This is a genomic window from Streptomyces sp. NBC_01198 (genome assembly GCF_036010485.1).
Lineage (GTDB): Bacteria > Actinomycetota > Actinomycetes > Streptomycetales > Streptomycetaceae > Actinacidiphila.
Genome location: NZ_CP108568.1, coordinates 7,731,041 through 7,744,642, shown reverse-complemented (window position 1 = coordinate 7,744,642; position 13,602 = coordinate 7,731,041). Strand labels below are relative to the sequence as shown.

Annotated in this window: 14 protein-coding genes; 2 read left to right on the top strand and 12 right to left on the bottom strand. The window is 75.0% G+C overall.

Annotated features, from left to right (window positions below):
* Nucleotides 1–35: 35 nt before the first annotated feature.
* From OG702_RS34470 to OG702_RS34435, 8 genes are all read right to left on the bottom strand, one after another.
* Nucleotides 36–572 carry a hypothetical protein gene (locus OG702_RS34470; RefSeq protein ID WP_327292895.1) on the bottom strand — a complete coding sequence of 179 codons (537 nt, stop codon included), beginning with the start codon at nt 570–572 and terminating at the stop codon, nt 36–38.
* 210 nt (nt 573–782) lie between these two features.
* Nucleotides 783–1,100: a hypothetical protein gene (locus tag OG702_RS34465; RefSeq protein WP_327292894.1), complete on the bottom strand. Its 318-nt coding sequence runs from the start codon at nt 1,098–1,100 to the stop codon at nt 783–785.
* Nucleotides 1,097–1,624, bottom strand: a complete 528-nt coding sequence (locus tag OG702_RS34460; protein WP_327292893.1) for a MerR family transcriptional regulator — start codon at nt 1,622–1,624, stop codon at nt 1,097–1,099. Before OG702_RS34460 ends, OG702_RS34465 begins: the two co-directional genes overlap by 4 nt.
* A 504-nt stretch (nt 1,625–2,128) precedes the next feature.
* Nucleotides 2,129–2,560 carry an Asp23/Gls24 family envelope stress response protein gene (locus OG702_RS34455; protein WP_327292892.1) on the bottom strand — a complete coding sequence of 144 codons (432 nt, stop codon included), beginning with the start codon at nt 2,558–2,560 and terminating at the stop codon, nt 2,129–2,131.
* Between the two features lie 214 nt (nt 2,561–2,774).
* Nucleotides 2,775–4,031 carry a type III PLP-dependent enzyme gene (locus OG702_RS34450; RefSeq protein WP_327292891.1) on the bottom strand — a complete coding sequence of 419 codons (1,257 nt, stop codon included), beginning with the start codon at nt 4,029–4,031 and terminating at the stop codon, nt 2,775–2,777.
* A complete protein-coding gene (locus OG702_RS34445) occupies nt 4,028–5,818 on the bottom strand; it encodes an IucA/IucC family protein (protein ID WP_327292890.1) in 1,791 nt (596 codons plus the stop codon). The genes OG702_RS34450 and OG702_RS34445 overlap by 4 nt, the downstream gene beginning before the upstream one ends.
* The gene (locus OG702_RS34440; RefSeq protein ID WP_327292889.1) at nt 5,818–7,626 is read right to left on the bottom strand and encodes an IucA/IucC family siderophore biosynthesis protein; all 1,809 of its coding nucleotides are present in this window, start codon (nt 7,624–7,626) and stop codon (nt 5,818–5,820) included. The genes OG702_RS34445 and OG702_RS34440 overlap by 1 nt, the downstream gene beginning before the upstream one ends.
* A complete protein-coding gene (locus tag OG702_RS34435) occupies nt 7,623–8,837 on the bottom strand; it encodes an ATP-grasp domain-containing protein (protein ID WP_327292888.1) in 1,215 nt (404 codons plus the stop codon). The genes OG702_RS34440 and OG702_RS34435 overlap by 4 nt, the downstream gene beginning before the upstream one ends.
* A 195-nt stretch (nt 8,838–9,032) precedes the next feature.
* Between OG702_RS34435 and OG702_RS34430 the strand changes: the two genes are divergently transcribed.
* Nucleotides 9,033–9,860, top strand: a complete 828-nt coding sequence (locus OG702_RS34430; RefSeq protein WP_327292887.1) for a (2Fe-2S)-binding protein — start codon at nt 9,033–9,035, stop codon at nt 9,858–9,860.
* 24 nt (nt 9,861–9,884) lie between these two features.
* Here OG702_RS34430 and OG702_RS34425 read toward each other — a convergent pair whose 3' ends face one another.
* Entirely contained in the window at nt 9,885–10,760 is an 876-nt protein-coding gene (locus tag OG702_RS34425) for an NAD-dependent epimerase/dehydratase family protein (RefSeq protein WP_327292886.1), read from the bottom strand.
* Between the two features lie 197 nt (nt 10,761–10,957).
* On the opposite strand from OG702_RS34425, the gene OG702_RS34420 reads away from it, so the two are divergent.
* Nucleotides 10,958–11,521, top strand: coding sequence for a dihydrofolate reductase family protein (locus OG702_RS34420; protein WP_327292885.1), 564 nt, complete (start codon nt 10,958–10,960; stop codon nt 11,519–11,521).
* Between the two features lie 10 nt (nt 11,522–11,531).
* Here OG702_RS34420 and OG702_RS34415 read toward each other — a convergent pair whose 3' ends face one another.
* From OG702_RS34415 to OG702_RS34405, 3 genes are all read right to left on the bottom strand, one after another.
* Nucleotides 11,532–11,897 (bottom strand): DUF3040 domain-containing protein, encoded by a 366-nt coding sequence (locus tag OG702_RS34415; RefSeq protein ID WP_327292884.1) that lies wholly within the window; start codon nt 11,895–11,897, stop codon nt 11,532–11,534.
* A 183-nt stretch (nt 11,898–12,080) separates the two neighbouring features.
* Nucleotides 12,081–13,253 carry an SPFH domain-containing protein gene (locus tag OG702_RS34410; RefSeq protein WP_327292883.1) on the bottom strand — a complete coding sequence of 391 codons (1,173 nt, stop codon included), beginning with the start codon at nt 13,251–13,253 and terminating at the stop codon, nt 12,081–12,083.
* Between the two features lie 27 nt (nt 13,254–13,280).
* Nucleotides 13,281–13,514: a hypothetical protein gene (locus OG702_RS34405; protein WP_327292882.1), complete on the bottom strand. Its 234-nt coding sequence runs from the start codon at nt 13,512–13,514 to the stop codon at nt 13,281–13,283.
* Nucleotides 13,515–13,602: the final 88 nt, after the last annotated feature.

The window sequence follows — 13,602 nt, the reverse complement described above, 5'->3', positions numbered from 1 at the left end:
GTGTTGCGGCCGGGCCGGGGTGCGGTGGGAACGGGTCAGACCTCCTCGCCGGCCGCCGGGGGGCGGCGGCCGCGGAGCAGGCCGACGGCGGCCAGGACGAGGATCAGCAGGGCCGGTCCTGTGCAGGCGGCCTGCGCGGCGCCGGAGCCGGCCAGCGCGCTGCCGGCGCTGTGCCGCAGGATGTCGGCGGCGCCGAGCACCGCGGCCAGCGCGTGTGCCAGGACTACCGCGACGGCCACCGCCGCCACCAGCGCCCACACCCACAGGGTGGCGACGACGGCGAGCAGCAGGGCGAGCGCGACGCAGACCACGGCGAGCACCGCGCAGACGCTGCCGACCCGCAGTCCCGCGGAGTCGGCGGGCAGCTGGATCAGGCCCATGAGCAGCAGCAGCCCGGCGGTTGCCCACCGCGGGACGGAACCGGCGCTCCGCCGGGTCTCGCTGCCGGCCCGGGCGGCGACTTCGGACAGCGGTCCGGCCGTAGCCGCTGTCCGCGAGAGGGTACGTACGGGTTCCTCGCGCTTGGCGGTGGCGGGTTCCCCGTCGCCGCCGGGGTGGGATGGGGATGACATGGCGCGGCTCCCTTTGCCGACATGCCACGGGTGAGCACACACCGTGCAGGGTCACTGTGCGATCCGAGGAACGCACGCTTTGTTACATGGCACCCCCTGCCGGCGCTCTCCGCCATCCGCGGCGGCCCAAAAGGGCCACCCGGTATGCCATGCCGCGGCACCGGGGCTGCGCACCCCGGTGCCGCGGCATTCCCCCGTTCGCCCCAGTGGTCAGGGTGTCGTGTCGTGGACCGCCCAGCCGATCTCCAGGCGGTTGCCGGGGTGGCCGGGAGCGCCGCACCAGCGGTGGTAGATCTCCTGGGCCGGGCCGTCGAACGCGAAGCCGTGCGCGGAGATCCAGGCCGCCACGGCGTCGTAGGCCGACTGGATCCTGGGGTAGGCGGCGTCGTCCCCTTCGACCACGGTGCTGGCGAAGGGCGTCTCGTCGAGCTGGACGAGGTGGATGCCCTCGGCCGGCTCGCCGGGCGGGGTGGCGTCGGGCGCGTACGGCAGGCAGGCCTCGACCTCGGTCGGGCTGTCCTCGGTCATCGGGGCGTGGTAGCGGATGAACGCCGGTGCGGGCAGGGTGAGCGGGCCCTTGCCGCCTCGAGGGTCCGGTAGGCGGCACGCGCGAAGGCGTCGAGGCCGGCGGCGTCCAGCGAGGCTCGGCAGGCCAGAGCCTGCACCGCGCCGCGCCGGCTCAGGGTGATCTCAGGGCTCATGCCCATTCCTTCGGTCAGGGCGGCGGTCAGGCCGCGCAGGATGATCTGCTGGTCGCGGACCCGCCGGTCGGCGGCGCGGACGCGGGCGTCGAGGTCGGCGACGATGTCGGCTCCCCCGGCGTGGCGGTCGAGCAGGCTGCGGATCTGCTCGACGGGGACGTCGAGTTGGCGCAGGGCGCGGATCAGCTGGGCCCGGCCTACCTGCGAACGGGTGTAGTAGCGGTAACCGGTGGCGGAGTCGATGGCGTCGGGTGGCAGCACGCCGGTGGTGTCGTAGTGCCGCAGGGTCGTCACCGACAGGCCGGTGGCCTGGGCGAACTGCCCCATCGGCAGAAGGTCCTTGGTGTCCACGAGGACCAGGGTGGGGTCTCGGGCAACCTGAGAGTCAAGGGGGTACGGCCGGGCGCCGCCCGGGGAATCCGGGGCGCGGCGGCGACGGCGGGGGTGAGCGCCCGCCGAGCACGACTGACGGACCGCCGGGCCGGCTGCGGAGCCGGACGGCGGCCTGACATGCCGCAGGCCCCGCGGACGGGGGCCGCTGCTTCCCTCGTGGCGGCGTGCTGCCGGCGGGCGTCCGGCCACGCCGGGAAAGGGGGGCACCGCCCGGGCAGAGGTGCGCACGACGCAGGCCGCAGCGGCGCCGGCGGGGTACGGGCTCCGGCGGGCTGCGGCCTGTGGTCAAGGGCGTGGCAGGGGACCGACCGCTGCCTGAGGGCGGGCCCGGGCATCGGACCGGGTCCGGGCGGCTCGACCGCGACGCCCGGCGCGCCACGGGAAACCCGACGGCCCGCGCCGGGGCACACAGCACGCCCCGGGGTGCGCCGACGCGGTGCGCCCGGTCCTGCTACGGCCGGGTCAGCGGACCCGGGACTCTTCCTCGTCGTCGTTCTCCTCGCCCGGGATGTAGACGTCGCGGACGTTGACGTTGATCTCCACGATCTCAAGGCCGGTCATGCGCTCCACCGCGTTCGCGACGTGCGAGCGGATCTGGGTGGCGGCGTCGGCGATCTCGGTGCCGTAGAGGACCACGACGTCCAGGTCGACGGCGGCCTGCTTCTCGCCGACCTCGACCTTCACCCCGCGGGTGAAGTCCGTGGAGCGCGAGACCGTGTCGCGTACCGCGCCCATCGCCCGGGAGGCACCGCCGCCCATGGTGTGGACCCCGTCGACCTCGCGGACGGCGACTCCGGCGATGACCGCCACGACGGAGTCGGCGATGGTGGTCTTGCCGCCGACGTCGCTGCGGCGGCTGGAGACGGACCTGGACGGGTTCTCGGTGTTCGCCATGGGAATACCCCTTAGCTGGAAAGGCTGTGTCGTCGTACCGGCCGGGCCGTTGCGGCCGCGCGGCGGTACCCTCGTGGGCCTCGCGCAAGGGCGCCCGGCGGGCGGGCGTCCGGCACGAACAGGGAGTTCGGCCCTCTCCTCCACTGTGCGGCCGCTGCTCCGGGTGCGCCATTCGGGGGGCGCGGGGCCCACGGAAGGGCTGGTGGAACGGGGGTCACGCCCCGCCGGTGGCCGGTGCGGCGTGTGGCTCAGGGCGGCCCGGGCCGCCGACCATGTGCACGGACGGGTGCGGGTGCATCAGGAAATCGTGGTGGGAGATGTTCCAGGCGTAGGCGCCGGCCATGGCGAAGACCACGCGGTCCCCGGCGCGGAGTCCGGCGGCCGGGACCGCGCGGGCCAGGACGTCTTTCGGCGTGCAGAGCTGTCCGGCGAGCGTCACGGGCCCCGGTCCGCCCGCCGGACGGAGCCAGGGGTGTGGCCAGCCCGCCACCGGCAGCACCGTGCAGGGCTGGTCGTGGCCGCGGGCCGCGGGGGTGCGCAGATGGTGGGTGCCGCCGCGGACGACGGCGAATTCCTCGCCGTGGCTGCGCTTCACGTCGAGCACGTCGGTGGCGTACCAGCCGCAGTACGCGGTCAGCGCGCGTCCCGGTTCGACACGCAGCCGCAGCCCGGGGCGGGCGCGGGCGACGCGGGCCAGGACGGCGCCGTATCCGGCCCAGTCGAAGCGGGCCGCCGGGTCTGCGTAGTCGACGTGCATGCCGCCGCCGACGTTGACCTCGTGCAGGGTGACGCCGTGCCGGTGCGCGAGCGCCGCCGCCCAGTCCGTCACCGCCTCGGCGACGGCGGCCAGCTCCGGTGCGCCCAGGCCGCTGGCGAGGTGGGCGTGCACGCCGGTGAACTCCAGCTGCGGGCAGGACCCGTCGGTGAGCATCCGCATCGCGGTGTCGGCCTCGCGCGGGTCGAGCCCGAAGGGTGAGGGACGGCCCCCCATCGCCAGCGCGCCGGCGGCCAGCAGGCCGCGCGGGACGGTCAGGTTGAAGCGCAGCAGCACCCGGGCCGGGCGGTCCTGGCCGCCCCCGCGGTGCGCCGCGAGGTGGGCGAGGGTGCGCAGTTCGTGGACGCTCTCGACATGGAAGCGACCCACTCCGCGCTCAAGCGCGGCGGCGATCTCGGCCGGGGTCTTGCCGGGGCCGCCGAAGGCCAGCGGATGCTCGGGCACGGCGGCGACCACGTGTGCGAGCTCACCGCCCGAGGAGACCTCGAAGCCGTCGGTGTGCGGGGCGAGGGCGGCCAGGATGCGCGGCTCCGGGTTGGCCTTGGCGGCGTAGTACAGGTCCACCTGTGGCGGCAGGGCGGCGCGGACGGCTGCCGCGTGGGCGGCCAGCGCGGTGAGGTCGTAGATGTAGGCGGGCAGCTCGGCGGACGGCAGGGCCAGGGCGAGGTCCCGTACGCGCGGGTCGGGGCCGGTCACCGTGCGGCGCCGCTCGGCAGGTCGTGGGCCCCTGGGCAGGTGGCGGGGGCGCCCGGCGGCGGTACCACCTGGTGCACGGTTCCGCCGCGGGTGCGGCCGGGCGCCAGCGGTGACGGCAGCCGCACGTAGGACGCCTGCCGGTCCGCGGCCCGCTCCCAGCGGGTGAGGAGGTTGGCCTTGGCGGGCAGCGGCTCGCCCGCGAGCAGCGCGTCGAGCCGGGGATGGCGGCCGTGCCGGGCACCGTACGCGGTCAGGGTGCGGCGCACGGCGGACCACAGCGTCGGCTCGGCGCCCGGGCACAGGTCGGCGAGCGCCGCGAGCATCTCGCCGATGTTGTTGACCAGCAGGCAGTAGACGAGCCGGGTCCAGCCCTGCTCGGCGTCGTAGGTGAGCGGCCCGGCCACGTGCTCGGGCAGGGCGGCCAGCGCGGCCCGGTGGTGTCCGGGGAGCAGCTTGGTGCCCTCCAGGTCGCGGAAGAGGACCTGGCGCGGGAGGCCGTCGTCGCCGACGCAGACCAGGACGTTCTGCAGATGGGGTTCGAGCACGACCCCGTGGTCGAGGTAGGCGGCCAGCACCGGAGGCACGAGCAGGTCGAGATAGGCCTGCCACCAGCCAAGCACCGCCACCGGCCCGGCGCCGGCGGGCAGCAGGCGGGAGATGTGCGCGGGCCCTGTGGGGTATTCGTCGGCGACGGCCGCGGCCAGCAGCGCGGTGGTGTCGGGCCCGGTCCGGCCGGCCAGGCCCTCCCTGACGATCACCCCGAAGCCTTCGAGCAGGTCGACGTCCGGCGCGCCGCCGGCGTCCGGCAGCGCCAGGCTGCGGTAGGCGGGCTCGCGCAGGACCGCGCTGCCGGGGAAGCGCGCGGCGAGGTCGGCGGCCACCGGGCCGAGCAGCCGGGTCAGGGCGACGGCGCCGGACAGTTCGTAGCGGGCGTTCTTGCGCAGGCAGTTGGTGATCCGCACGTTCAGGCTGAACTTCAGGAACGTCTCGCCGTCATAGAGCGTGCGCACCGAGGCGGTGGCCGCGAAGCGGGTGCCGCCGGCGCCGAGGTCCCGAACGTCCCCGCGGCGCAGGGCGGCCACCAGCGCGGGGCGCTCCCGCAGCAGGTCGTACTGCCAGGGGTGCACGGGCAGCAGGCGGTATCCGTCGGGCGCCCGGCCGAGGCGGTCCAGCGGCGCGGTCGCCCCGGGCGCGGCGTACTCCTCGACGACCAGTTCGTCCCGGACGGCGAGCAGCCGCACGGGGAAGGCGGCGGCCGCCTCCGGCGCGTGGTCCTGCCAGGCGGCGGGGCCGGCGTCGCGGGCCTTGGGGGCGGGGTGGAAGCGGTGCCCGAGGACCAGGGACCGCTCGGAGGCCAGGTAGAAGGCGTGCGGGTCGCTGCCGCGATCCGGCCGCGGCTGGGCGAGCCCGGCGGTGACGCCCCGGTGGCTGGCGGCGACCTGGGAGACGAACTCGTCGTTGGCCAGGCCCGTGCGGGCGGCGAGTTCGGCCCGGATGTGCTCCGCGAGCCGCCGCCAGCCGATCGGCGACCACCGGCCGCCGGCGTACTGACCGGCCGGGCCGGTGAAGCGGTGGGCGCCGAGCAGCGAGGTGCGCCGGACCGCCACCCGCAGCAGGGTCCCGTCGTGGGGCAGCCGCAGCACCAGGTGGTGGTGGGCCAGCGCTGCCGACTGCTCCGGCCCGGAGACCTCCCGCAGCAGGCAGTTGAGGAGGGTGTGGGCCACCGCGTCGTCGGCCGAGGGCAGTTCGCGGGGGGTGGCGGAGGGTGGGACGGAGGACCAGGTCATCAGTGCGCGCGCCGAAGGTAGTTGGGGCCGGTCGTGTAGTGCTTGTTGATGTCGGAGGCACCCGAGCGGCGCTTGGTGAGCAGCGTGCCTGCGGTCACCATCGCCTTGACCGGCAGCCGGTCCGCGTCGAGCACGGCGGTACGCAGCGCGCGTCCGGGCCCGCCGGGGCGGTCGCCGAGCCGGTCCACCGCCTCGGCGAGGCGGTCACGGACCAGCCGCAGCAGCCGGGGCAGCGGGGCGCGGCCGGGTCCGGACAGCGCGACCGCCAGGGCTCCCGCGCACAGGTGGACGGTGATGGTGGTGAAGACGTCGAGCAGCGGCGCGTCGTCGTCGGTGACGATCCGGGGGTCGTCGAAGCCCGCCACCGCGGTGGCCCCCCGGGGGTCCTCCGCCAGGGCGGCGGCCAGCCGGCGGCGGTTGATCCGCAGCCCGTCGTCGTCCTTGAACAGCAGGCGGACCCGGGTGGACCCGGTGCTGTCGTCCAGCAGCAGCGAGACGTTCTGCTGGTGGGACTCCAGCGCGATGCCGTAGCCGAACAGCGTCGTCTGCCAGTCCAGCAGCACGGTGAGGACGGCGTCCAGCAACGCCACCGGATCGCCGCCGGTGTAGCGGTCGGCGAGGTGGTCGGCGACGAGCCGGCCGTCGGGTGCGGCGGCGGGCAGCGCCGCCAGCGGCAAGGCGGTGCAGTCGTCGAGTCCGGCGGGCTGCCGGCGGACCAGCACGGCGATCAGCTCGTGGCCGGCGTGCGCCCAGCGGGTCTCGTCGCTGTGCAGGACGCGCCCCGCGAACCGCGGTTCGCGCGCGGTCATTTCGGCCAGCAGCCGCTGGGCGGCGGCCCCGTCGGCCAGCGTGCCGGGCTTGATGGTGCGGCGGTTGAGCAGGCCGAGCGTGGCGGTGGGCAGCGGCAGCTTGAGGTGGAGCCCGGGGTGCTCGGGCAGCGCCACCGTACGGGTCGACAGGGTGGGTTCGGCGGTCAGGTACGGCGGCTCGGCGAGCACCGCATGACCAGCCAGGCCCGTGGCGCGCAGGGCCTGCTCCAGCGGCCCGCCGGCGGTCAGCGGGTGCACGGGCAGCGCGACATGGCTGCGGTCGAGCCCGGCGAGGCCCAGGTCGGAGGGCGCGGGCCAGAAGGCGGTCAGCGGTCCTTGCGCCGCCGGGGGGCTCAGCGTGAGCGAGGTACGGGGCAGGGCGAGCCAGCGCAGCGCGAAGGACGGTGCGAACTCGGGCGCGTGGTGGAGGATCTGGTCGGCGGTCAGACCCGGGAAGGCCGCGGAGGTCGGGTAGAGCGGGTGGCCGAGGCGTGCGGCGAGGGTGTCGAAGGCGAGGGATGCGGCCTGCCCGCGCCACGTCGCCGGATCGGGGCCGTGGCGGGCGGTCAGCCGGGCCATGGTCTGCGCGCGGGTGCTCTGCTGGAGCCGCAGCGAGGTCAGCGCGTCGCGGTACTCGGCCGCGAACGCCGCGAATCCGGCCGCGTCCTCGGCCGCGGCGTGCCGGGCCAGGGCGGCGATCACGTCCTCGCCGGCCGTCACCTCACGCCCGCCGGACGCGGGTCGCGGGCCGGGCGTCTCGGCGCGCAGCAGCGGCAGCCGGGCCGCGTACTCGCACTGGAAGCCGTCGTCCTCGACCGGCAGCAGCAGGTCGTCCTCCCCCGGCCCGCGGAGCCGCAGCCAGCGGCCGTCCGCGCGGTCCTCCGCGACGCCGCGGGTGCGGAGGCCGCACACGTCCTCGCGCAGTAACGTGCTCAGCACCCGCAGCAGCAGCGCGGCCTCGGTGGCGTCCTGCCGGTGCTTCGCACGGGGCCGGCTCACGCGGTGATCTCCCAGGTCCTGGCAGCCACGAAGGCGTCCACCGTGCGGTCCACGGCCTGCTGGTCGGGGCCGCTGGCCCGCACGACGCCGAGCAGGTCGCGGTTGGTGTGGTGCAGCGGCCGGTGGCTGCCGACGGCGCGCAGCGGCCGGTAGGCCAGCCGTACCCCGTCGAGCTCCAGGTCCTCGGCGGCCGGTGCGGCGGTGAGCGTGCCGGCCTCGCGGGCGTAGGGGTAGGCGAGGCAGGCGGCGCGCCGGGACGCCGGCCACGGGCCGGGCGGCAGTGGTTCACCCAGGTGGACGCGCAGGACGAGCTCGAACAGCGGGACCTGGAGCAGATCGGCCAGCAGCAGGTCGCACTGGTCCCCGATGGCCCGGTAGTTGACCTCGACGAGCCTGGCCCGGCCGCGGTCCAGCACGAATTCGGTGTGGCAGGCGCCGAACCCCACGCCGAGGGCGTCGAGTTGTGCCAGCACCTGGGCCACGACGGGCGCGGGCAGGTCCGGGTCCCACGTCAGCCGCTCCTCGATGAAGTACGGCGGCGGTGACAGCCGGGTGCGGAATCCGCCGAGCACCCGGCGGGTGGTGCCGTCGCCGACGGTCTCCAGCGTGCACAGGTCGCCTGGCAGGAACTCCTCGACGACCAGGGCGTCGCCGGGGCGACGGGCGCTGATCTCCGCCCAGCGGGCGGCCAGTTCGGCCCGGTCGCGCACCAGGACGACGTCCTCGCTGGCGACCCCCTCCCGCGGCTTGAGCACGCTCGGATAGCGGATGTCCTGCTGGTCCCGCGCCGTCGCCGGATCCTGCCCCGCGGGCAGCTCGACGGCGTGGACCGCGGTGCCCGCGGGCAGGCCGGCCGCGGCCAGCCGGCGGCGCATCTCGGCCTTGTCCTTCGTCCGCAGCGCGACCCGCCAGTCCTTGGCCGGCAGGCCGAAGTACGCGGCGGCCAGCGCCGTCTGGACCTGGAGGTGGTCGCTGTTGCTGAACACGATGCCGGGCCGCCGGTGGGCGGAGATCCGGGCCACGACCGCCCGGAAGTCGCGCACCGGGCACTCCAGCACCTCCACGCCGTCGTAGGCGTCCCCGGCCACCGCGCGGTGCGCATCCGGCTGGTCGGTGAGGACGGTGACGGTCAGGCCGAGGCGACGCGCGGCCGGCAGGAACCCCTCGGTGACGGAGTCCGTCGGGTTCAGGGCCAGCAGGTACATCTGCACAGGGGTCAGCTTCCGCGCGGAGGGGACGGGCCGGGCCGCCCGGTTCAGGCGGGCGGCAGGTCCACAGCGCGCTGAGCCTAGGTTAGGCATACCTAAGGCTGTCAATTCATCCCTGGGCGAGTCGAGTTGCCCACCGGACGAAGATCATGGTTAGGTCAGCCTTACTTCAAACTCAGCAAGCCGAGGGGAGCGTCCGTGAGCCTGGTCCTGGCCTACCGGCGGCTGGCCGCGCTCTGTCCCGAGCTGGGCCTCGACGCCGCCGCGCCGGGCAGCCCACCCGGACCGGGCCGGACCGCGCCGGGCTGGGTCGACGGCGCCCGGCTGGTGGACGACGCCGCCGCCCGGCAGTCCTGGCTGGCGGCCGAGGCCGCCGAGATCCGGGTCTGCTACGCGGCGGAGGCGCGCGACGACGTGGTCGCCTCCCGCGCCCTGCACGGCTACCTCTGGTCGGTCTGCCTGCTGATCAGCGGACCCTGGTACCTGGAGCGGCGAGTGCCGCTGCTGCGCCCTGCCGACGTCCTGCTGGGGCCCGGCGGCTCAGTGCGGGTGGTGCCCGGCCCCTTCGCCTGCCTGCCAGGTGACCCGGCGGCCGGCAGCGGGCAGGCGCGGGTGCTGGACTGCGAAGAGGCGCTGGGCGCGGAGCTGCGCCGGGCGGTCGCCGACCACGTCCGTCCGCTGCTCGGCGTCCTGCGGCCCGATCTGCGGCGCGGCACCCGCGCCCTGTGGGGCATGGTGGGCGACGACCTGATCTCCGGGCTGTGGCACCTGGGCCGGGCCCTGGGCGAGGAGGACCACGCGGCGGACCTGGCGACCCGGCTGCTCCCCGCGCCGACCCCGCCCTTCCCCGGCGGCGCCCGCTTCCGCCCGCTCCCCGACGGCCACCCCGGGCCCGAGCGGCTGACCCGTACCCGGATCGGCTGCTGCATGCACTACACGATCCGGCCCGAGGAGACCTGCTCCACCTGCCCTCGCCTGCGGGCCGCGACCCGGGCGCCCGTCGCAGCGGCCCCCGCCGGCGCGTGACCCGACCGGCCCGACCGGCCGGCGTCAGCCGCCCGCGGTCTCCAGCTCGGCGAGGGCGTCCAGATACCGCGGGGCCCACTTCAGTTCGCGGCGGGCGCGGGCGCCGGTGAGCTGCTGGTCGAGCGCGAAGGCCTCGGCGATCGGCCCCATCCGCTCGATGGCCTGCTCCAGGGTGATCGTCTCGATGCTGCCCGGGCGGCCGATCGCCACCGAGAGCGCCTGCGAGATGTCGGCGATCCGGACGTTCTGGTCGCTGACGGCCGCGTAGACCGAGCCCGGGGCGGCGTCCAGCGCCTTGACGTACAGCTCGGCGAGATCCTCCACGTGGATGAGCGACCAGTGGCCGCTGCCGTCGCCGATCTGCGGGACCGCGCCCGCGGCCCGGCCGGGGTCGGTGAAGAACGCCTTGATCAGGTGGCCGCCGTTGCCGTAGACGAGGCCCGGCATGACGAGTACCGGGCGGCCGCCGCGGTCCGCGTCGGCCAGCACCGCCTCCTCGTTGGCCACGCGCCACGCGGTGATCGGCGGCGGGGCCTTCGGCGCGTCCTCGTCCACCACGCCGTCGGTGTCGCCGTACACCCACACCCCGCCGGTGTGGACGTAGGCGCCGCGGCCGTCGAGACCGGTCTGCATCGCACGGGCCGCGGCCAGGTCGACGGCCGCGGCGTCGCCGCTGCTGATCGCGCCGAGGTGGATCGCGCCGTCGGCCTGCGCCGCCGCGCCGCTGAGCACCTCCGCGTCGGTCAGATCGCCGCGCACCGGGGTGGCGCCGAGCGCCGCGAGCGCCGCGGCGGAGGACTCGCTGCGGGCGAGCGCCGTGACGTCGTGGCCGCCGCGGAGCAGAGCAGGTACGACGGACGCGCCGACGTAGCCGGAACCGCCGGTGAGGAAGACGCGCATGACGGGTCCTTTCACAGCTGACGGGGACAGCCGCGGTCCTCCCGCGGAAGGCCGGGCCCTACCCTCACTGTCCGGGTCATCGGCGCGGGTTCCCAGTCCTGTACCGCCGACCGTGGCGGTGCCGGTGCGGACCGCCGATGATTCCCCGGCTCCGGGGCAGTCATGACAGCCGGACCCGCCATCGCAGGAGGAGCGGCATGCGCAAGCTCGCGATCACACAGAACGTCACCGTCGACGGCTCGGTGGAGATGCTCACGGACTGGTTCAGCCCGCAGAATCAGCAGGGCGCCGACATGGGCGACGTCCTGGAGGAGATCAGGCGGCAGGACAGCGCCTCGGACGCGCTGCTCCTCGGCCGGCGGACCTTCGAGGACTTCCGCGGCTACTGGCCGCTGCAGACCGACGACACCTCAGGTATCACGGCCTACCTCGACCAGGTGAGCAAATACGTCGTCTCGGGCACCCTCACCGACCCGCGGTGGGGGAACTCGACGGTGCTCTCCGGCGATCCGGTCGAGGAGGTGACCGCCCTCAAGGCGCGCGACGGCGGCAAGGAGATCGTCCTCACCGGCAGCATCACCCTGGCCCACGCGGTGATCGCCGCGGGCCTCGTGGACGAGTACCGCATGTTCGTCCACCCGGCAGTGCAGGGCCGCGGGCGGCGCCTGTTCCCGGAGGGACATGAGATCCCCCGGCTGCGCCTGCTCGCGGCACGGACCTTCCGCAGCGGCATCACCCTGCAGCGCTACGCCCCGGCCTGAGCCGGCGCGGCTAACGCCTCAGCCGGCCCCCCGGCGGCCCGCCGGGCCGTCTGCGCCGCTGGCGGCGGTACACCGACCAGCACGCCACTCCGCAGAGCGCCGCGACCGTGGCGGCGGCCAGCAACCCGGCCGCCGACAGGGCGAGCGCCCCGCACAGCAGCGTGATCGCCACGGCTATCGACCAGACGGTGAACCGCCCGGCGCGTCTGCCGTCGCCCCGTTCCGCGGGCGCCTGCTCGACGGGCGGAGGCGGCCGGGTCGGTTCTGGGTATGTCCGGCCGAAGTCCGCGAGCCGCTGCGACAGCCGCGGATCCTCCTGGGACAGGGACCGTTCCATGTCCGCGATCACTCTTCGCTCGTGAAGGGAAAGGACCATCGCGTACCTCCTTGCCCCGAGAGGCCGAGGGCCGTCACGGGCCCTCACTCGCCGTGGCGATGGCTCGGACCGGCCATATCGGCCGACTACCCGGTGCGAAACGGGGCATTCCTGGACATCTCTCCCAGTTTCCCGCGAACTGCTCCTCGGCGCTCCCGGGCGGGTCCCGATCCGGCCGCGCGATCAGTCGATGTCCACCTGGCCGTCGGTCTTGCCGCGGCCGCGGCCGGGGCGGTGGAGTTCGACGGCGCCGGACGGCGAGCCGGTGGGGCTGCCGTCGGGGCCCAGGTTCTTGCGGACCGAGTCCAGGATGGTCAGCCCCTGGCTGACCAGGCCGGCGGCGATCTCGCTGAGGCCGTCCGCGCCGTTGAGGACGTTGACGTTGGCGCCGGACAGCCCGGCGGCCGCCTCCTTCACGATCTGCGGGAGCTGGTCGATGATCATCCGGTCCAGGGCGACCCGGTCGTGGGAGGCCGCCGCGGCGGCCTGGATCCGCATCCGCTCCGCGTCGGCGACGGCGAGCACCCGGATCCGCTCGGCCTCCGCCTCCGCGGGCTTGACGATCTCGGCGACCAGCTGCTGCTGACGGAGCTCGGCGGCCCGCAGCGCCAGCTCGGTCTGCGCGGCCAGCACCTCCTGCTGGGCGTGCGCCTGTGCGAGCGGGCCCGCCTGGGCGGCCTGCGCCTGAGCGCGGTCCACCTGGGCGGAATACTCGGCCTGCACGACGGCGGTCTGCCGGGCGTACTCGGCCTGGTTGCGGGCGGCGACCTGCTGGGCCTCCACCGAGGCCTGGGTGGCCTGAGCCTGGGCGATCTGCGCCTGCCGCTGGATGGCCGCCTTGTGCGGGGCGGACATCGCGTCGATGTAGCCGGTCTCGCCGTCGTCGATGGACTGGATCTGCAGCGAGTCCACGCTCAGGCCGATCTTGGCCATCTCGGTCTTGGAGGTCTCCAGCACCTCGGTGGCGAGCTTCTGCCGCTCGGTGACGATCTCCTCGACGGTCATCGAGCCGATGATCGAGCGCAGGTGGCCGGCGAAGATCCGCCCGGTGAGGATCGACATCTGGTCCTGGTCGGACAGGAAGCGCTGGCCGGCGTTGACGATGCTCTCGTGGTCGTTGCCGACCTTGAAGGCGATGACGGCCTTCACGGTCAGCGCTATGCCCTGCCGGGTCACACAGGTCTCAGCGACCTCGGACTCGCACATCGCCAGGGTCAGGAACCGGGTCTTGCGGAAGATGGGCAGGACGAACTTGCCGTGCCCGGTGACCACACGGAACGGCGCACCGCCCAGTCCACGGCGACCGCCTGAGATCAGCATCGCCTCGTCGGGTGCGGGTACGCGATAACCGAACATCCTTGACTTCTCCTTCGTCTGCGCGGCTCAGCCGGCCGGGGCGTCCAGCGGGTCGGCCCACTCGATCACGTCGACCTGGCGTGTGCCGCGGGAATCCACCACGAGCACCGTGGTGCCCTTCGGCAGCGGATCGTCGGACCAGGCGAGGAAGGCCTCGGTGCCGCCCCTGACCCGCACCAGGACCTCGCCGGGCCCCAGCGTGCCTCGGGTACCGATCAGCAGCTCCCCGGTGCGGCCGATCACGGCATCGTCCCGCGCCACCACCGGCCGCCCCCCTGTCGTCGTCCAATGTCCGGCCGTGACCATCCTCCCACCAGCGGGCGTCCGGCGGATGCCCGGCGTCACACCT